The 18,848-nt window shown below is 51.5% G+C and carries 16 protein-coding genes; 8 read left to right on the forward strand and 8 right to left on the reverse strand.

Going from position 1 to position 18,848, the window contains the following annotated elements; all coding sequences use genetic code 11:
- Positions 1-901: 901 nt before the first annotated feature.
- Positions 902-2,290 carry a tetratricopeptide repeat protein gene (locus AC2FJE_RS09055; protein ID WP_496760874.1) on the reverse strand — a complete coding sequence of 463 codons (1,389 nt, stop codon included), beginning with the start codon at positions 2,288-2,290 and terminating at the stop codon, positions 902-904.
- Between the two features lie 81 nt (positions 2,291-2,371).
- Between AC2FJE_RS09055 and AC2FJE_RS09060 the strand changes: the two genes are divergently transcribed.
- The 6 genes from AC2FJE_RS09060 (at position 2,372) to AC2FJE_RS09085 (ending at position 8,213) form a co-directional block, all read left to right on the forward strand.
- Positions 2,372-2,680: a hypothetical protein gene (locus tag AC2FJE_RS09060; protein ID WP_282170053.1), complete on the forward strand. Its 309-nt coding sequence runs from the start codon at positions 2,372-2,374 to the stop codon at positions 2,678-2,680.
- Positions 2,681-2,684: 4 nt separating this feature from the next.
- A complete protein-coding gene (gene gntH, locus AC2FJE_RS09065; RefSeq protein ID WP_496760875.1) occupies positions 2,685-4,139 on the forward strand; it encodes a guanitoxin biosynthesis MBL fold metallo-hydrolase GntH in 1,455 nt (484 codons plus the stop codon).
- Between the two features lie 83 nt (positions 4,140-4,222).
- Positions 4,223-5,332 (forward strand): HlyD family secretion protein, encoded by a 1,110-nt coding sequence (locus tag AC2FJE_RS09070; protein WP_496755642.1) that lies wholly within the window; start codon positions 4,223-4,225, stop codon positions 5,330-5,332.
- Positions 5,333-5,361: 29 nt separating this feature from the next.
- Positions 5,362-6,048, forward strand: coding sequence for an ABC transporter ATP-binding protein (locus tag AC2FJE_RS09075; protein WP_058274488.1), 687 nt, complete (start codon positions 5,362-5,364; stop codon positions 6,046-6,048).
- Entirely contained in the window at positions 6,048-7,541 is a 1,494-nt protein-coding gene (locus AC2FJE_RS09080) for an ABC transporter permease (protein ID WP_496760876.1), read from the forward strand. The genes AC2FJE_RS09075 and AC2FJE_RS09080 overlap by 1 nt, the downstream gene beginning before the upstream one ends.
- Positions 7,542-7,559: 18 nt before the next feature.
- Positions 7,560-8,213: a DUF3299 domain-containing protein gene (locus AC2FJE_RS09085; protein ID WP_271950326.1), complete on the forward strand. Its 654-nt coding sequence runs from the start codon at positions 7,560-7,562 to the stop codon at positions 8,211-8,213.
- A gap of 410 nt (positions 8,214-8,623) precedes the next feature.
- On the opposite strand, the gene AC2FJE_RS09090 is transcribed toward AC2FJE_RS09085, so the two are convergent.
- From AC2FJE_RS09090 to AC2FJE_RS09100, 3 genes are all read right to left on the reverse strand, one after another.
- Positions 8,624-8,899: a hypothetical protein gene (locus AC2FJE_RS09090; protein ID WP_496755640.1), complete on the reverse strand. Its 276-nt coding sequence runs from the start codon at positions 8,897-8,899 to the stop codon at positions 8,624-8,626.
- A 108-nt stretch (positions 8,900-9,007) separates the two neighbouring features.
- Positions 9,008-9,871 carry an MBL fold metallo-hydrolase gene (locus tag AC2FJE_RS09095; RefSeq protein WP_496755639.1) on the reverse strand — a complete coding sequence of 288 codons (864 nt, stop codon included), beginning with the start codon at positions 9,869-9,871 and terminating at the stop codon, positions 9,008-9,010.
- A 17-nt stretch (positions 9,872-9,888) separates the two neighbouring features.
- Entirely contained in the window at positions 9,889-10,494 is a 606-nt protein-coding gene (locus tag AC2FJE_RS09100) for a DsbA family protein (RefSeq protein WP_496755638.1), read from the reverse strand.
- A 96-nt stretch (positions 10,495-10,590) separates the two neighbouring features.
- Between AC2FJE_RS09100 and AC2FJE_RS09105 the strand changes: the two genes are divergently transcribed.
- Positions 10,591-11,493: a LysR family transcriptional regulator gene (locus tag AC2FJE_RS09105; RefSeq protein WP_496760877.1), complete on the forward strand. Its 903-nt coding sequence runs from the start codon at positions 10,591-10,593 to the stop codon at positions 11,491-11,493.
- Between the two features lie 367 nt (positions 11,494-11,860).
- Here AC2FJE_RS09105 and AC2FJE_RS09110 read toward each other — a convergent pair whose 3' ends face one another.
- From AC2FJE_RS09110 to AC2FJE_RS09125, 4 genes are all read right to left on the reverse strand, one after another.
- Positions 11,861-12,871 (reverse strand): DUF2955 domain-containing protein, encoded by a 1,011-nt coding sequence (locus tag AC2FJE_RS09110; protein WP_496755636.1) that lies wholly within the window; start codon positions 12,869-12,871, stop codon positions 11,861-11,863.
- A complete protein-coding gene (locus AC2FJE_RS09115) occupies positions 12,861-13,925 on the reverse strand; it encodes an HlyD family secretion protein (RefSeq protein ID WP_496755635.1) in 1,065 nt (354 codons plus the stop codon). Before AC2FJE_RS09115 ends, AC2FJE_RS09110 begins: the two co-directional genes overlap by 11 nt.
- Complete coding sequence (locus tag AC2FJE_RS09120; RefSeq protein ID WP_496760878.1) at positions 13,922-15,001, reverse strand: AI-2E family transporter; 1,080 nt, start codon at positions 14,999-15,001, stop codon at positions 13,922-13,924. The genes AC2FJE_RS09115 and AC2FJE_RS09120 overlap by 4 nt, the downstream gene beginning before the upstream one ends.
- A gap of 176 nt (positions 15,002-15,177) precedes the next feature.
- Positions 15,178-15,447 carry a potassium channel family protein gene (locus AC2FJE_RS09125; protein WP_234416729.1) on the reverse strand — a complete coding sequence of 90 codons (270 nt, stop codon included), beginning with the start codon at positions 15,445-15,447 and terminating at the stop codon, positions 15,178-15,180.
- 422 nt (positions 15,448-15,869) lie between these two features.
- On the opposite strand from AC2FJE_RS09125, the gene AC2FJE_RS09130 reads away from it, so the two are divergent.
- Positions 15,870-18,518, forward strand: coding sequence for an AsmA family protein (locus AC2FJE_RS09130; RefSeq protein ID WP_496760879.1), 2,649 nt, complete (start codon positions 15,870-15,872; stop codon positions 18,516-18,518).
- The last annotated feature ends 330 nt before the right edge of the window (positions 18,519-18,848 follow it).

Raw genomic sequence — 18,848 nt, forward strand, 5'->3', positions numbered from 1 at the left:
GTTCCTAATAGCGATTGCTCCAAAAGGTCTCGGCAAATGTTTGCTATGATCGTCCGCCGAGGTTTGAAAGGTCAGCTTTCTGTGCACTGCCGAGATTGATGCACAGTGCAGCAAGTTGCACTTTGGGCTCAATTGAGGCCTAAGCCGCAGCGTTGATGAGTGGCCGCTCTTCGTGCTGGGTCAGAAATGCTTGACGTTTGGGTTAGAATTGAATGACGCGATTTGTTCGTTTCTTGAGGTTTTGGCGGCCGATTGAGTCAAAGATCAGTGATGTTCCACATATCTGTTGAACGTCGCACGAACCAGACCCAACCGCCACAGTTGGACCAGAAAAGCAGTGAACTTTCGACATCGGATGGCGCCCCCAAAGTTGGACATCAGTTGAATTTGATCTTTGCGTCATCAACTAACACGCCGCACCATTTCATACTCCCGCAGACAGTTTGGTTTGATCTGACTTCCCTTTCGGAAAATCAGAGCTGATTTGCAGGTCAGACAGCGAAGCTGCCTGTTGCCGCTAATCTGCCACGTGGCGAACGCAGAAACTACCTTGTTTTCATACGTCGTATGAAGAAACACGGAAACTATGATTTGGGTCGTTGGAGTGATGAGAGCCAGGGTGGGTAAAGATTCAACCAGAGATCGCTTCACATAACACCCATACTGCGACGTACGCGGTTTGTTATGACGCTGCAATTCATGCAGCGCTCGCGAAACCCGTCAGTCGAAATCCGGATCGACGAAGACCGCAATGCGGACAATTCCGCCGTTAGCTACAACAAATTCCAATGACCGCTTTCAGCGTTCAATAACACTACCAAGGTATGTTCGCTTGTGTTGGCGGTAAAACACACTTTACGTACGTGGGCCTGTCTCCAACCATGGCTCGAAAAGGAATATCTTAAAACCGCCATCCCGCATCTGTTAAGGCTGAAATCACTTCGTCCGATAGATTTGGACTGGAATAAAATGCTGCTAGAACAAGATCTGGCCTGAACTCTGGCCACGACTGTTTCAGTTTATTCAAGGTTGCATGTGCCTCTTTGGACGCGCCCAACCTTTGATAGGAAGCCGCCAAAAATACCAAAGACAGTGCACTGACGGGGTCACCATTGTCACTCGCAAATTTCAAAGATGCGATTGCTTCCCTAAACTCACCGATGTGAAAACTTGCAACCGCGTGAATGTTCCTGTGGGCAAACCGATGACTTCCTATCTCTCTGGGGTGGCTTGGGTCGCTGACGTCATACGCTTCTTCAAAGCGACCCATAACCAGTAGTATCACGCCGCGAAAGTCCAGAACGTTTCCGTCATTGGGTCGAAGCGACTGGGCGAGTGCTGAATACTCCAAAGCTCTGTCATAGTCGCGAGAAACATAAGATACCCATGCCATTGCCGATTGGCTCCAGCCGTTTGAGGGCGCAATGTCCACAGCTTTCTGTGCCATTTGTCCTGAATTCAGTATCAGCGCGTCACGCTCTTCCTCGCTTCGCGTTAGTAGAGCCTGGGTTCCCAGACTATGGGCCAATCCGGCATATCCACAGTAAAAATCGGGAGCCTCATTTATTGCCATTCTAAATATGTCGCTGGCCAGGATCTGGTTATCGATAGTTGCGATTGGAAAGAGCAGGCCCCGAGCTTGATCGCAGTAGTTTGACGCCTGTACTGCAGCGGGTGATTTAGCGGATAGAGCCTGTCGCTCAAGTGAGCGCGCGGATGTCTTTGGGTTTAGATCAACAATCTGTTCCATGCGCCCGCCCAAGATGTAAGCAAGAGCAATGATCGCTATGGTGACAGCAGGGATGCCAATCAGCCAGGGTAATCCTGGCCTGAATGGCGTGTGATCGACATTGCTCTGAATTGTACCAGAGCGGTCCTCGAACCAAGGCGCGTAGCCGCCGCTATCAATGTGAATGCGCAGATCGTCTTCAGCACCTGCCGTTTCATAGTACTGCTGAAGTTTCCGCCGTAACCGCCCCGCATCCACACGAACAACGTTAATGTGGCCGTCATCACTGGCAAAACTCTTGAAGTAAACATCCTGAGCGATTGTTTTGCCAAGAATAGCCTCGGATCTACCCGCAATGGCCTCTTCGACAACGTAGCTCAGAAAATTCCGAAGGCGTTCCGCCTTGCCAAACATGTCACTCGCCAATACCTGGTCCAGCGCGTACTTCACACGGGTCGCGTGACGTTCCGGATCAAGGGTCAATTCTCTGTCGGGCATCTGAAACTTCAAGTTTCTCTGTATTTTCAACTCCATACTGTCAAATGAATATTTGAATGTCACCCTAATTTCACGGTGTAACCCTTCCGCGCTGCGCGATGTGCCCTCAGCCTGGTGCCTAGAGATGGACTAGGCGCCAGGGCAATGACGGACATCAACTTACTAGAGCTCGCTTTTCCGGACCAAATCAGCCGCATCCGAGTCATGCGAAAGAACCATCATGGATTCGAGGCACTTTGCGGTGACTTCGAGTTGCTCTCAACCGAGTTGGAGAGGGCCCGGAAGGTCAATGAGCAGACGTCACCATGTCTGATCGATCCTGTCACCGAAAGCCTAGACGGGCTAGCCGAGGAAATCGCCGAGCATCTCTCTCGATTTACCAATTCAGAGATTGTCCCGAAAGCCATTTCAGAAGTGGTTCCCATATTCACCCAGGCTCGAACAAAGGACTGAAAATATGCTGCAAAACAGACAGAGGAAGTCAATTAAGTCACTCAGCGCACTCGCCGTCGCAGCGACATTGTTCGCCACAAATGCGTTCGGTCAGGCTCCTCCGGTACAGGAGCCCTCATCCCAAGAAGATATTGAGGCCGCACTGACTGGCGGCGTCCCAATGGGACGTTGGAAAGAGGGTCTGACCTTTGAGGGCATCTCTCCTCAACCGTGGTTGAAAAGTGCGGCAAACTGGTTCCCACGCACCGAAGATGTACAGCCCAACGAGATGAGAATTATCTTCATGGGATCTGCTCCGTTCATTCGCCCTGGGCAAATGAACACGGCGATTCTTGTTGAGCTGGGTAACGGTAAGATTTTCATGTTTGACATTGGTGAGGGCTCACCAGCGAACATCATTGCCAGTGGATATGCACTGAATGAAATTACCGATGTATTCATCACGCACCTGCACGTAGACCACTTTGGTGGGCTGCCGTATCTGTGGATGTTCGGAACCTGGGCAGGTGGATGGCACGAGCAGTTGACGGTCCATGGCCCATCCGGCCGCACCAAGGAGTACGGCACTGCAACGATGGTAGAAGGCATGAAAATGATGACCGGCTGGCACCGGGATGCGTTCAGCGTCTTTCCCGTTGGCAAAGGTTGGGACATAGAAGTCAACGAATTTGATTTCCGTGACAATGGCGGCGTGATCTATGATGAAGACGGGGTCAAAGTCACACACTGGCAAAGAAGCCATGCCAAGGACGGTGCGTCTGGATACCGGATGGATTGGAATGGCATGTGCTTCATCTGGACAGGTGACGGTCGACCCAACATGATCGATATTCCTTTTGCCAAAGGCTGTGATGTCTTCGTCACGGAACAGCAGCAGGAAATCATCGAAATCTCATCTGGTGTTCAGGGCGTGCCGCCATTTCTGGGGCGTTACACAGTCGATACTCATCACACACCCAGCTATGCTGCTGGCTACATTGCCAATCTGGTGCAACCCCGGCTTTTGATGAATACGCACATGAGCTATGACCCCTATCAGATTGAAGAAACCGTCGCGGAAATCCGCGAGCACTGGAAGGGTCCCTATCACTTTGGCGCGCCAGACGGCATCGTAGTGAATGTGACCAAAGATCAGATATGGGTTCGCGAAGGCATATTGCCCGAGTTTCCAAACTCACGTGCGCCGCAGTTTGACTTTAGCAATGGTCAATTGATCGTGCCGAAGCCACCCCATCGGCGCGAAGACATTCAAGAACCCTACGTGCGCAATATGGAGATCGATCCTAAGCTGTACTATCCCGAGGGATATCATCCTGAGCTGCTGACCGAGTGGCCAGTTGATGACGATCTTGTTGTTCCTCTGGAAGCGCTTCCCGAAAACCTGAAGGAGAGTATGGGCGCGGCGTGGCGCCATCGTGAAGCCAACCGCAAAGTGTTGGAAGAGCAAGGTGACAACTAAGTCATCATGACAAACAGGGCGATCACTCGTAAGTTCGGGTGGTCGTTCGAGCTTTTCTGGAAACATCACGAAGGAATGAAGTCTTGTTAATCGTACTTGGCCTCTACTTTGGAATAGTCTGGCTGGTCTTTTCCAAGTTTCACCTTCTCCCCTGGAATGGATTCTGGAAAACTCTAGTTTACGGTGTAGCCGCTGTTATCGCTCTGGTGGTCATCGGTGCGCTGAACCACACAACTCCGACTGGCCCGGTATCCATTCAGGGTGTTTCAACGAATATTGCTCCGAACGTGGCGGGCACGATTACAGAAGTCGTTGTGGAGCCAAACCAGGAAGTCGCAAAGGGCGAGACCCTATTTCGGATAGATAATGAGGTTTTCAAAGCCGAGGTTTCCCGGCTCGAAGCTGTCTTGGAAACTGCAAAGTCATCTGCCGACCAACTGGTATCAGATTTATCAGCTGCCGAGGCCGAGATTGAATCCTTGACTGCTCAGTTGACTTTCGGAATTCAGCGTCGTGATGACATCATCCTTTTGGAAGAACGCGGGGCATCAACCACGTTCCAACTGCAAGAAGCTGTCTCAACCATCGACCAGTTGACCGCGAATATCCGCGCAGCAGAAGCCCGGAAGACAAGCCTTGAGCGGCGTATCGCCGCGAAGATCGACGGGCGTGACGCAGGTGTCGTGGAGGCCGAGCAGACACTTGCGCAAGCTCTTTGGGATTTAGAGCAAACAGTTGTAAAAGCGCCGGGAAACGGCGTTGTCACGGCTGTATCACTACGGCCAGGTAACCGCGCCACTCCGCTACAAGGGGCAATAACTTTTGTCAAACCTGGGGACTATGCAGTAATTGCTACTCTGCCCCAATCTAGTCGCGCTAATGTTTCGGTCGGTGATGAAATCCGGCTTGCTTTTAGAACGGAACCCGGTGGAGAAATTACCGGCCGTATTTCCGATTTTCCGGTCGGAACTGTCGAAGGTACTGTTGATCTAAGATCAGGTCTTCCCTCATTGCGCGAACTAGCCGGGATATCCAGCTACATCGTATTGGTTGAACTACCTGCAGATGCAGAAAGTAATTCCTTGCAATTTGGAACGTCAGGAACAGCTTTGGTCAAGACAGACAAAGCCGGAGCCATTGGTGTTTTGGCAGAGATCCTTTTCTGGATCACTAAAAAGCTCAATTATCTTTGAAAAACCAAGCCAAAGCATCTGTGTCATCAATGAAAACTGTCGAACTCAAATCCTTGGTGTTTCGGTGGCCCGGTCAACCTGACCCGGTTCTCTCAGTCGATAGCTTCGATCTTGAGGCTGGGGAAAGCGTGTTTATGAGAGGCCCCAGTGGCAGCGGTAAGACCACGTTGCTCTCGGCAATTGCTGGCGTGATCGATGTACCGCAAAGCGCGGTTCGCGTTGCAGGCACGGATGTCGGGGCTTTGGCCGGAGGTGATCGTGACCGTTTTCGCGTGGATCATTTGGGGATTGTTTTCCAGGTCTTTAATCTCTTGCCTTGGCTCAGTGCGCTTGAAAACACGTTGCTGCCCTGCCGGTTTTCAGCGCAACGGCGCAATCGGTCGGGGCCAGACCCCAAAGCTACCGCAACACGGTTGCTAAGTGAGCTGGGTCTCGAGGATGCTGAGCTGATCAATCGACCTGCCAGCGCACTGAGTGTTGGGCAGCAACAACGCGTTGCGGCGGCGCGTGCTCTGATAGGGGCGCCTGAAGTAGTTTTGGCGGATGAACCCACCTCGGCTTTGGATGAGGAAGCGAAAGACACGTTTGTCCAGTTGTTGTTGAAGGAATGCAAAGCATCAGGGGCGAGTTTGTTATTTGTCAGCCATGATCGCAGCCTGGAAAAACACTTCGATCGGAGCGTTGACTTGCCGATGCTGAACGCAGGTAAAACGTGATGTTCAATCTTTGTTATAAAAGCCTTCTCAATCGCCGCTTTATCGCTGCGTTGACTGTTCTTAGCATTGCCTTGAGCGTGGCTTTGATTGTTGGCGTTGAACGACTGCGAACAGAGGCACGAGCGGGTTTTGCCAACTCTGCATCAGGTATCGACCTGATCATTGCGGCACGCGGAAACGATGTGCAGATCCTGATGGCAACGGTTTTTGGTGTAGGCACAACAGGCGCTGGTATCAGCTGGGACAGCTACGAGATGATCGAAGATCTGCCCCAGGTAAGCTGGACAGTGCCGATCATGATGGGTGACAACCACCGTGGATATCCCGTGATCGGAACGTCCGAGCAATATTTTGACCACTTTCGTCATAGTGGCGGCCAGCAGCTGATATTTGCTGAAGGTGTTCCGTTTAAGTCTCCAGATGGCGCAGTGATTGGAGCAAAAGTTGCTCAGGCTTTCGGGTACACGTCAGGTACTGAAATCGTGAATGCCCATGGCTCAGGGGAAGTCGCCTTTGATGTTCACGACGAAGCGCCTTTCACAGTGACCGGCGTGCTGGGGCATACCGGGACGGCCGTTGACCGAATGGTTTTTGTCTCGCTCGAGGGTTTTGACGCCTTACACGAAGAACCTGCATCAGAGGGTGCGGACCCGTTTGTTTTGGTCGATGCACCTGAAGTCGCCGAAGAACACGAAGGCCATGACACCGAGCATTCCCCTAGCGAAGATCACGCAGACAGCGAATTTGCGGACGGGCATGTGGATCACGGCGACGGCCATGGACAAGACGATGACTATGCGGAGCACGGCGAGCCTGACGAGCACGAAGAAGGGCATCAGGATCATGACGACAGTGATGTCCATGAAAGCGACCATGAAGACGAGGCGGAAGCTGCCAGGACCTCTGGCGGGCACGATCACGGTGGCCATGATCATGAACCAGGGACCATCAACGCGATTTTTGCCGGACTTGAGGAGAAGACGGCGGTGCTTTCAATTCAACGGCAACTGGCAGATCATCGCGACGAGGCACTGACCGCTGTTCTTCCTAATGTTGCGCTGTTGCAGCTTTGGTCGATTACCAGTACGGCCGAGACTGCTCTGCGTCTGATGGCAGGCGCTGTGGCAGTGGCTGGAATGATCGGCATGGTGGTCATGTTGTCTGCTTCACTCGACAACCGGCGGCGTGAATTTACGATCCTTCGATCCGTGGGCGCAGCACCAGCCGGCGTCTTTTCCCTGATCTTGCTTGAAGCCGTTTTATTGTTGTCGGCCGGCATCGTGCTTGGAGTAATCGCGCTCAGCGCTCTCACGCTCGTGATAGATCCGCTTCTTGCCGCAAATTTTGGGCTTCGCATCGGTGTTGGCCTGCCGAGTTTTCGCGAGGTTCTTCTCATAGCCCTAGTTTTCTGCTCTGGTCTTCTTGCCAGTATTATACCTGCGTTAAGGGTGTACCGTATGACGCTATCAGACGGACTGTCGGTGCGGCTTTGAATAAAAGGATCCGCTGAAATGAAGACCATTGCGCATTTTCTGAATATCTTATTCGCCTTTGCGATTGCGGGGCCTCTTCTAGCAGCGGATCCGCGCAACATAAGTTGGCAGGATCTCCTTCCTGAAGAGCGGCCTTACCACGATCCTTTTGCCACCCTAGAATATTCTCAGGTCAATGCGTTGGCCATGCTTTATCGGATTGAGATTCTGCATGCGGACACTGCGGATGACGAGAAGCGCGCCGAAGCGTTTCAGATCCGCGAAGACCTCGTATCTCAAGGCCTTGACCCAGATTGGTTGTTTGAACAACGCGAAATTGTGATGAACCAACGGTTGATTGCCGCGCGCGAACCGAACCTTGACCTTTTGGGCGAGAACGTGCGTCTTCCCGGCTATCTCCTTCCCCTGGATATTGTCGACCAGAAGGCGGTCGAATTCCTTCTGGTTCCTACAGTTGGAGCCTGCATTCACACACCACCACCTCCAGCCAATCAGATGGTTTATGTGCGATACGAACAAGGCTTCGAAATCGACGAGTTATATAAGCCTGTCTGGATAAGCGGGGAAATGCGGGCACTGAGCAGGTCCCAGTCACTCAATTACGTGGACGGCCAGGCAAATATCGAAACCTCATATGCGATGGATGCGCTGTCGGTAGAAATCTATGACTGATCAGTCAGACTAGAGGTCCGTTCTATGGCTTCACCGGGATAAATCTTTGCACCGCACCCCTGTATCAGGATCTTTGGTTCGTGAAGATGTGACGCTGCAAATCTCATCCGAAGCTCCTTGATGATCAATAGGGCGATTTTTTTGTCACGATCCGCCATTTCGTGACCACACCAATCCGCGCGTACGGGTTTCACAAATACACCCGGCAACCCTCGCTGGTTAATCAGCTTTTCATAAGTAGCGAGACTCTTTTTCATTGCTCTTGATCGATCATGTTGTCTCTTTGACCTATTGATCAGAGTTATTAATCGCATCGCATACCGCGCTTGTAAGCCGCCTTTCGTGCGTGTAGCAGCATCCGTTAGTTTGGGCTCACAACAGACCTTAGCCGCAACGTGAATGAATGGTGGCTAGGGAAAACCCGCTGCCTCGGTCCATTTGGCATCAGGAGCCAAATGCGCCTGAAGGTTGCGACCGTTATCTTCGGAGGTTTCGCCCTCATAGGTGCTTTTGACAATTTCCAATGGAGTCATGTTTTGCTCCTGAGCATTGACGGCAAATGTTGTCGCCGAAACGAACGCAAACAGGACAGCACCAATGATGCCGTATTGCGTAATCTTGGTATTCGTGAACTTGCAAGACATGAAATTTCTTCTCTTCGTCGCGGCAAATGCGGTGTAGTTCACAGCAAACTGAGTTTTGAACTGTTGGTGATTGGGCGCCGGATTTGGTGGGCCAGCGCCCCTTTCGTAATACAGAGACCGAATTGGACGGCCTCTGATGCCGGTTTAGACTTACGGCCAGGAATGCTCTCCTTCGATAACCTGGGCGCTTAGCTCCAGATCGCTCACGTTCTCAAAGTCGGGATAGGCAGCCTGCATCGCGGCGATCAATTCTGCGGAATCTCCCGCCTTGTCCGCGGCCGCCTCGAACGCGGCAATATATTCTTTGGTGAAGTCAACGATGCTTGCGTTTTCTGCGCTGCCCCCAATGACATGACCCGGGATGATCCGTTCGGGGTTCAGCGCAAGAAGCTGATCCAACGTTGCACGCCAGCTGTCGCGGCTTTCCGGGGTTTGGTTGTCGGCCATCCAGACATGCACGTTTTCATAAAGGACAACGCCGCCCAGCACAGTTTTTTCCGAAGGCACCCACAGGAATGTATGAACCGGATCGTGCCCATCGAGGCCGATCACCTGCACGGTTTCACCATCGACCGTCAGGCTGTCGCCTTCCAGAACCTCAGGTACAATCAATTCGGATGGGGCGTTCGCGTCCAAGATCGGGCCCCAGAAATCGTATTTGAGCTGGATGGTTTTCTCGATGCCTTTGACGGTCTCAGGTGTCGCGACGATTTTGACATCCGGGTAAGCTGCACGGATCGTATCCAACCCGAAATAGAAGTCAGGATCCTTGTGGCTGATAAAGACGGTCGTCAGGGATTTACCCGTCGCATTGATCATATCAACCAGTTGCTGGGCATCGTCCTTTTCAAACTGGGCGTCCACCAGGATCACCTCATTCGGACCTTCGATCAGGTTCGATGAGACCGGGAACAGGCTGCCTTCATTCGGGCTGAAGGCCGTGATGGTGAGATCAGCCGCAAAGGCTGCGGTGGACAGCAGCATGACTGCTGCAGAAGTGAGGATCGTCTTCATAGGGATGCTCCTTGCATTTATGCGGCCAATGCCGCGATCTCTTCAGGAAAGTGGTAGTAGGTTGAGACGTCGACTTGGGTTGTTCCGCCGTCGATTTGCATCACCAGAGTCGGGACACCTTGCGACCCGAACCGTGATTGCAAATTTGCAGCGTCCGTACTGATCTGCCGGGCGAGGCTTCTGCCTTCGTCCAACGAACGGTTCACGCTGAATTCAATCAGGGCACTACGAACCGCTTCGCTGTTACCTGCGGAAACACCGGCGACATAACGCGCCCGTTGCAAAACATTTGCCAGCTTCATCTCAGCGCTAGCGCCCTGATCATGAACCAAAGCTGCGGCGTATGCGGTCAGGCTGGAATCCAGCATTTCGTCCGGGTTTCCCAGAATGTTCTGCACATAAGCATCACTGAACGCTTGGCCGGTTAGCTGTTCGATACGCCGATCGTATTCCAAAGCCATTCGACCAAAGCCATCGCCCATTCGATATGCATGTGCGCCCTGGAACAAATGGCGATGCATGACGGTAACTTCAGCACCGCTCTCTATCAGCGCATCAATCACCGGGGCGGCACCATAGCACCAGCCGCAATAGGTATCATAGATATAGGTGAAGCGCGTCATTGCAGTCTCCGTTTTGGTAAACCACAAGTAGTGCGCCGCTAATGTTGACTAAAGGCAATATCTGTAGACACAATGTCAGTTAAAAAGTGACGAATGATGAAAAAATCGAACTTAAATCGCCTGGAGTATTTTGTTGCCATCGCGGAAGAAGGAACGATTACAGCGGCCGCTGATCGCATGCGTATTAGCAAGGCGGTCGTCAGCAAGCAGCTTCAGCTTTTGGAGGAAGAGCTTGGTGCAACTCTTGTTATTCGCAACTCTCGCCATCTAAATCTCACGGAAACCGGACAATCCTTCTATGAGGCCGCACGTGCATCAGTGGCGCAGGCCGAAGAAGCTTATGAAATGGCAAAGCAAGGGCGCGCAGAACCGACTGGAAACCTGCGCATCACCGCCCCTCTCGATATGGGCGTAACATACGTTTCACCGGTCGTGGCCGAGTTTCGCATCGCCTATCCGGCTGTCACGATTGACTTGACGCTAAGTGATACGCGGTTCGATCCGGTCGAGGCACGATTTGACATTGCATATCGGGTAGGCTGGCTTGCCGATTCCGCCAACGTTGCGCGCAAGTTGGCCGACTTTCAGCAAATCGTAGTGGCGTCGCCTGATTTGGTTGAGCAACTTGGACAGCCAAACCATCCGGAACGATTGGCAGCGTTTCCGTTCGTCGAACACAGAGCCCTGCCAAACCCACTGAGTTGGAAGTTTAGTAAAGCTACCGGTGAAACCTGTGACGTAAAAATGAACCCCGCGTTGCGAGCAGACGTAACACCAGCGATCAAGGTAATGGCAGTCGAAGGGGCCGGGATCTCTATTCTGCCGGATTTTTTTGCTAAGAGAGAAATCGAAAACGGTGGACTGATCCGGCTTGTACCGGACTGGGCGCTTCCAACAGGAGGTATCTATGCTGTCTACCCCCCCACGCAGTTCCGATCAGCTGCGACGAAACAGTTTGCGGAATTGTTTGCAGAAAGACTTCGCAACAGTCTGGCGTAAGAGAAGAGTGGTGAAACTCAGTTAACGTTCGTGTCCGTCTGACATTGAAACGAGTGAATGCTTAGCAGCCCTTAGCGCGGTTGCCGCGAAAGTCGGCTTTGTCCGCGAGGCAGCCTTTCGTACTCGTACCATTGAACGGCCATCACTCAACCAGAAATCGCTTCACATTAAACCGCTTCAGCGACGTTCGTGGTTTGTTATGACGCTGCAATTCATGCGGCGGTCCCGAAATCTGCCATTCGAGATGCCTTTCCGCGACAAGCGCAACGCGGACAAAGCTGATTTCTTTCGGACCGGATAAATCAAATAAATGTGGTCACGCTGGAAACTTTACTTCTTTCAGAACCATGCCACATCGCAATTGACTTCATTGAGCCGTCTGGCGCTCTTTTTCCGGCCAGAATTCATCCACCACGACATATGCGATGATTACAAAAAAAGCGGCGCTGGCAACTTGCAAAACTCGAGTGATGCTTTTGACGTCAGCCTCGTCTGAAAACGGTGCAACCGACCCGCCGTATACAATCAGAGCCGTTGTAATAGCGGAGCCGGCGGCGGCAGCGAGCGGAACTTGAGATTTTCCGAGTGCTCCGAGTGTCAAGCAGAAGAAAAAACACAGCAAAATGGGGGTGAGAATAACCGGAGCTATTACGTTTATTTCATAACAAATGATGGATACTGCCGCCCCAAGAAGGTTTGCCGTCAGCATTGCTTTTGCAACTGTTTTGCCTGCAGCGGGCATTGCCGCAAGTTGCTGGCTTAGTAGCGCGACAAAGAACAGAACCAACAACGCAGACGCGCCAGAAATAAAAAACGCCATAGCAAAAGGCACTGTGACAAGCGACATCCGGACAATTCGGCGATGTGGATCGAAATTCGCCTGCGCCGCAGCTTTTTTTTGAGCCGCCGTTTGTGGTTCAGCGGGTATCAACACAAACATCAACGTCGATACGAAGCCTGCGAATAGAAGGTTCAACGGTATCCAATACACGAGTACCAAAGCCAGGTCCTGTGATTGCAGAACCAGGTTCGGAATCATCAATGCCCCCATAAGAGCTATGACACCCGGTAAAACTCCGGCGCCTGAAACTGACCATATGAAAGACAAGATTATTCCAATTGCCACCAAAATTAAAAACACAAGCGGATATGGTGAGAAGATTGACGACAACAGGAACGAAATGAACATCAATCCAATAGAGAAAACAAACAGCTTAGCAAATGCTGCCAGAGGCAATGCGGCAGGTGCTTGTAGGAAAAGAGCGGCGAACACCGCCCCAATGACGGCGAGTGGCCAGCCAAGAAACAGGCCCAATGAAAAGACGCCGGTAACACCCAGCGCAAGCCGGGTGACAGAGCGTTGGTCCTCAGTACGCATAGGACAGAATTGAAACCACGCGGATGTAGGTTCGACCTACAAGGTTCAGCAACGAGTTGTCACTTAGGTACATGATCACATCGGCTTGCCCATTCAGCTGGAAGCGAAGGTCATCTTCGGTGCTTCCTGCTTCATAGCCAGGTAAAACGATCCTGACCGGGAATCTCTCAGGCTCCCGCAAAAAACCTTTAGTGCTTGGCGGGCTCGCCAATTGCCCGGGCACATCACCGCCACTTAGGGAAACAGCCGCACTAAAGCTCTCAATGACGCCCGGAATAATCTGACCTGGATGCATATCCAACACCACGTCAACCGGAGAACCTATCGAGGCTCTTCCTAGGTTGTTCTCGGTAAAATACGCCTCGATCCAGACGTCAGTTGCGTCCAGAAACGTCAATAGATCCTGGCCGGACCGCGCATATGTTCCGGGGGCTATAAGCAAGTTAGAAATGACACCCGTCGCCGGAGCACGTAGTACAGTCCACTCAAGGTTTAGCTCTGCATCTGCCAAGGCGGCCAACGCGCGCTGGATTTTCGGGTTTTCAATCCCATCTTCACCAAGCCTCTGTTTTGCTTTTTCCAGATCCGCTTTTGCGTTCTCATAGTTTGCCTCAGACTCTGCCAGTTGCCCTCGCGCATCATCGGCCTTTGTGACGGCAATCAACCCTTTCTTTTCGAGCGCAAATACGCGTTCCGTCTGAATACGCATCGTATCCAGATCGCTTTGCGCCCTTGCTAGTTTAGCCTGTGCCGCTCTCACCTCTGCCGAAGATGCACCCACTTCTTGAGTGGCTGCTTCGAGATCAGCTTCAGCCTTGTCGCGCTGAATCTCGTAGGGTCGGGGGTCGATCCGGACAAGGACATCTCCGGCCGAGACAATCTCACCATTTTCGACCAAGACTTCAGTCACAGTGCCGGTTACCTGCGGGACGATTTGGGTCGCCACGGCTTTTACTCTGGCGTTCCCAGTAAATGGCGTTTTCCGATCAGCGACCAGGTACCAAACAAGAAAAATCAGAATGACGGCCAGGGTTGTCCATATTGTCTTCCTCATTTCGCCGCACCTTCAGCAGTGCCTTCGGCTTCGGGCGAGGTATCAATCCAAACCTTGAAAAGCTCATAGAAAACAGCGAAGAGAACGGGGCCCATAAAGACGCCGATTAAACCGTACGCCATCATACCTCCGAGAACACCGATGAGGATGACCAACATCGGAGTCTCAAGGCCTTTTGAAATGAACACGGGTCTTAGGAAACTGTCCATTATCATGACGGGAACGGCCAATATGGTGAAGATCAAAGCAGTTCCGCCGGACATGGAACTCCATGCGTAGATAATAACCGGTATTAGAACCAATCCGGGCCCGATTTGGATAATCGAGAGTATCAGGCAGATAAATGCCAGAGTAGCGGCCGAAGAAATCCCGAACAAAGCCAACAGTATCCAAACGAAGACCGCCTGAATGGCTGCTACGCCAATTACGCCTTTTGTCACGTTCCGGATCGTTGCGCCTGCCAGTGTTACGAATTCACCGCCGCGTGGTGCGAAAACACGGTTGGCAAAGCGCTGAAGACCCTGGACCAAACTTGGCCCGGGGCTGAACAAAGCCCCCATAATCAATACGGACAGAGCTAAGCCAAGAAGCCCGATTCCGATGCCCAGCACCTTCCCAAAAAGCGATTTGGTGATCTCAAGGATTTGCGTGCCATATTTTGCAAGCGCGCCGTCAAGATTGCGCTCAAACATTCCCCAGACATCGGCTATTTTGTCTCCCACCAAGGGCAACTCCTTGAGACCCTCTGGCGCAGGTGGGACTTTCAAGTCACCTTTGTCTGCTTGTTCCGCGAATTCAGACCCAAGTTCTGCGGCACCAGACACCGCGGTAGCGACTGGCCCGAGGGTCAGAACAAGGCCCAGCAAAACCAAGATCGTCGTGGCAAGTTTTTTCCGCCCTCCCAGCTTGGACTGAAGCCAATCAAATGCCGGGTAAAGCGCCACACAGAGGATCGTTGCCCAGATAACCACACTTGCAAGCGGGGCCACCATGACAAGGGCGCTATAGAGGAATAGTCCGAGAAAGAGCAATCGTATTGCCAGATCGACAATCTTCGCGTCCTGAGTCTTTTCCATTCCATCCCTCCATGTGTTTTTCGAATGTTACACTCAAAAAACATAATATGTATATTTTTTTGAATTTTAGTGATCATCTATCAGCTTGAAGACACAAATGAATCCGGGCCACGGCTTGATGGGCCCAGTCAAACCAATGCCTGGGCATGAACTCGATTTGGCCAAATTGGGATAATCTACTTGTCCGCTTTTTTGTCGTCCTGGGACAAGATTGTATCCGCCACTGTGGTCGCCGCGGTCACGAAGACACCGAGGCCCACGACGATGTAAATCATTGTGAAGATCTTCCCTGCCGCGGTTTCAGGTGAGAAGTCACCAAACCCCACAGTCGAAATCGTCACGACAGAAAAGTAGATTGAGTCGAGCCAACTCCAACCTTCGACAAAGTGGTAAAAGACCGAGGCCCATAAAATCATTCCGACTGTGAAGGCAAGAATGCCTTTCACTCTACCGTCTTTGAAAGCGACGCCTATCCCACGTGTTATTCTGGTTAGTGAATTCATCATGTCCTCATCGTTTGATGAATTCACACATAGCAGTAATTAGATAAATATGGAAAATCGGAGGAACTTGGCAGCCTGTCGATTGAAGCTTACGTCGTTCCGCCATGTTCAAAGCTCATGCAGCGCATCCGTTTTGGCTGGTAAAACTCTCTTCGAGCCAGCTGTTTAGTAACCGGGCGTGCAGCACTAGCCGAACGTTTGTCATTTACCCGCTTCTTAGCGGTTCGACTAAATAGGCGAGAAATTCAGCAATTTGGTCAAGGTAATTCAGATTTCAGATCATTTACCGACCATATATTCCATTAACTTGATGATTAAATGGTCTAGGCTGCCCATTGGATGAATCGGAATTTTAGGAGAAGAACGTGCGATACGTTGCAAAAGGTATATTGATTTGTTGCGCTGTCGCGTTTGTCGCTGTGTTAGCAGCTTGGCTTTTCCTGTCTTCTGCGTTGTTTTCCTCGGTCAGGACTACTTTCGTCGAAAACCTGATCTCTAAGAAACTTGGCCAAGAGGTTAGAATTGAAGATGAAGTGCGTCTGGGGTTTGGTCGGCAATTGCAGGTGTCAGCGGCAGGGCTGGAACTACCTGGTTCTCCGAATGCTGATGTGAAACTTGCAGCAATAGATGAGATCGAGTTTGAGGTTTCCGCGCGCGACCTTTGGAACAGTAAACTGTCACTGAGTGGTCTTTCGCTCTCAGGTGTTCATCTGAACCTAATCACAGACAAAGACGGCTTCGGAAACTGGCAGTCCATTTCCCAAACGGAAGCCGAAGCCGGGAAACCTGAAAATTCCCCGACGCCGCTGTTAGCTGGAATTCTTACGGACCGCAAAATTGATCTGACTGATATCGCCATTCTTTATCAGAACGAGTTAAACGGACTTGAGTTGGATCTGCAGCTTCCTGAGCTGCTTTTAAAGCGCGATACGGAAACCGACGTCGCGACGGCAGTCGGGGCCGGTTCGCTGAACGGAGAGAGGTTTGATCTGAACGCGACATTCCCCGCGGAAGACCCGTTTCAAGTGGCGGTAAACTTTGAACAGATTTCTATTGTCGCCGAGGAAGTCCCTCAAGAAAACGGTCTGCAAGTGGCAACGACCGTGGAGATTGCCGAACTTGGCCAGCTTCTCGATATCTTGAAGCTCAATCGCGTTTTGGAAGGTACAGGGAATATTGGTGCAACGTTCACATCAGTCGACGGTGTAGCACGAATTGACGACCTATCTGTATTGGCTGAATTGGAAGGCGGACAAAGCCTTTCGTTGACGGGGCAGATCGGGGAATTGGGAAATCCGGAAGACGTATCATTGACAACCCGCATTCGGTTGTACCCTGAAGACGCTGAACCAGCCCCAGCCGCCTCGCGGTATGATCTTAAACTTATCGCGGTCGACATGGTTATCGACAGCGTGCCCGGGCAGGTACCGCAGCGACAAATGGTCATTAAGACCAACGGTTTCACGTTGGACACGTCCGGCGAAGGCCCGCCCCCGATTAAGTTCTCCGAGCTTTCCAGGACACCAGAAGGCGCTTTAAGGGTCGGAAGCATCAACCTGAGAATTGGGAACCCCGCCGATCCGTTTGTCATTTTGAACGGTTCGGTCTATGACGCGCTTCAGTTGCAAGGCATATCAGCAGAAGGCCTAATGGATATACCGGCAAGCAGTTTGATCTCGCCAGAATTGGCGGGACCAGACGACCAGCTTGGCAGGTTTGCCGGTGACTTCCATTTGAACGGTGACATCAATCAGCTTTCGCTGACGAACTTGGATGGAAAGACAAGCGATACGGACGTCTGGAACCTTGAGGTGCATGGCACTGTCAAGAATGTACTCAAATTCGAGGATCTGGATTTAGCAATTGATGTCACAGTCCCATCCGGAGCGGACCTTTTGGAGGCGCTATCGCTTGAACGTGTGGAAACCGGGCAGGCTCGCCTTGAAATCAACCTCGTTAGCGAAGGCACCGACTGGAACGCGAATGCGAATGTCGAAGTTGCTGAATCTGTCCTGGAAATTGTCGCCGATCTTGATGATGCAACAAGTGACCCTGTGCTGAAGGGTTCCATTGAGAGTGACCTAATAAAGATAGATCATATTCGAACTATCATTCAGGCCGCTGCACAGTTGCGGAAGCTAGGCGGTGCGGAGCCCAACGAGGAAGACGTCAATCAAGAAGCAAGTGACACTGGCCCTTTAACTGATGTGACGCTTAAACCTATTGGGCGTTCAGTTCTCTTGTCCGGTATGGATATGGATGTCGACATTGACCTTCGGCACATAGAGGGTGCCAAAGGCATCAGCAGTTTGCAAAGCGAACTGACGCTCAACAAGAATGAGCTTAAGGCTGGGCCTTTGAAATTTGAATACGGAGGCGCTCATTTCGACGTCACCGGGCAAATGGATTTATCGAACGACGCGCATCTGCTCACGCTGACCGGCAAGGCAGGCGGCTGGCAGCTGGATGAAATTCTTCACAGTCTGAACTTCAAAAAAGGCGCAAGCGGTACGATCTATGCAGATTTTTCGGTGACCGGAGGAACCGATTCACCCAAACACTTTGCCAAAAGCATGAGTGGCAACGCCACAGTTTCATTGCGTGATGGCTCGATCGAGACCCAGCTCTTAGATCTGGCAGGACTAGGGGTGCTACCTTGGGTGTTTACCAAAGAGAAGCAAAAGGTTGCTCCAATCGTATGTTTGCGTGCGCCGATTAGTATTTCCAATGGAAGTATTTCGACGAAACAAACCACATTGGAGACAGATCATGTCCAAGTCGTCGTCTTTGGCGGTGTTAATGTAGCGGGCAAGGTTTTGGATTTAAATCTACAGCCCCGCAAGATTGGCGAACCTCTTTCGAAGAGCCCCTGGCCCGTGACCTTGAAGGGCCCAATAGCAAAGCCGAAGATCAAAGTCAAAGACGGTCCGAAGCGACTTAAACGATCAGATGGTGCGGACAAAATGCCTGCCAAAAGAAAACTCTGCGTTCCGGACATTTTACAACTGCGGTAGTGGCGGAGGCAGTCGATAAAAGAACACTTTTAGAGTGCAAACGGAATGACATCGCTTTCTGCAAGCGTTTTTTGCATTGGGTTTTCTCTCGTTGTATTCCGCACTCTAGGCGAATGGAAACTCTCGTGGAGTTCAGCCGACACGACGGAAAACCTTTGAGACGCAAATGGAAAAACGTGTGCACTATTGAAATGGAAGATAAAACGAAACCAATAGCTTAGTTGAGCGTGAGTGGTAAAACTATGTATCGCCCGACACTCTGATTTGATTGAAGAAATTGGCGGTATCAGCCAGCTACCCGCCATAGCTAGAATGGCTCATACACAAGAA

The sequence above is a fragment of the Ruegeria sp. CDSC002 genome (assembly GCF_059610905.1).

Excerpts from the sequence above, each read along its gene's own strand:
- AC2FJE_RS09105 (WP_496760877.1), top strand. The coding sequence starts at position 10,591 with ATGAAAAAATCGAACTTAAATCGCCTGGAGTATTTTGTTGCCATCGCG.
- AC2FJE_RS09085 (WP_271950326.1), top strand. The coding sequence starts at position 7,560 with ATGAAGACCATTGCGCATTTTCTGAATATCTTATTCGCCTTTGCGATT.
- gntH (WP_496760875.1), top strand. The coding sequence starts at position 2,685 with ATGCTGCAAAACAGACAGAGGAAGTCAATTAAGTCACTCAGCGCACTC.
- AC2FJE_RS09115 (WP_496755635.1), bottom strand. The coding sequence starts at position 13,925 with ATGAGGAAGACAATATGGACAACCCTGGCCGTCATTCTGATTTTTCTT.
- AC2FJE_RS09075 (WP_058274488.1), top strand. The coding sequence starts at position 5,362 with ATGAAAACTGTCGAACTCAAATCCTTGGTGTTTCGGTGGCCCGGTCAA.
- AC2FJE_RS09120 (WP_496760878.1), bottom strand. The coding sequence starts at position 15,001 with ATGGAAAAGACTCAGGACGCGAAGATTGTCGATCTGGCAATACGATTG.
- AC2FJE_RS09100 (WP_496755638.1), bottom strand. The coding sequence starts at position 10,494 with ATGACGCGCTTCACCTATATCTATGATACCTATTGCGGCTGGTGCTAT.
- AC2FJE_RS09060 (WP_282170053.1), top strand. The coding sequence starts at position 2,372 with ATGACGGACATCAACTTACTAGAGCTCGCTTTTCCGGACCAAATCAGC.
- AC2FJE_RS09080 (WP_496760876.1), top strand. The coding sequence starts at position 6,048 with ATGTTCAATCTTTGTTATAAAAGCCTTCTCAATCGCCGCTTTATCGCT.
- AC2FJE_RS09110 (WP_496755636.1), bottom strand. The coding sequence starts at position 12,871 with ATGCGTACTGAGGACCAACGCTCTGTCACCCGGCTTGCGCTGGGTGTT.
- AC2FJE_RS09095 (WP_496755639.1), bottom strand. The coding sequence starts at position 9,871 with ATGAAGACGATCCTCACTTCTGCAGCAGTCATGCTGCTGTCCACCGCA.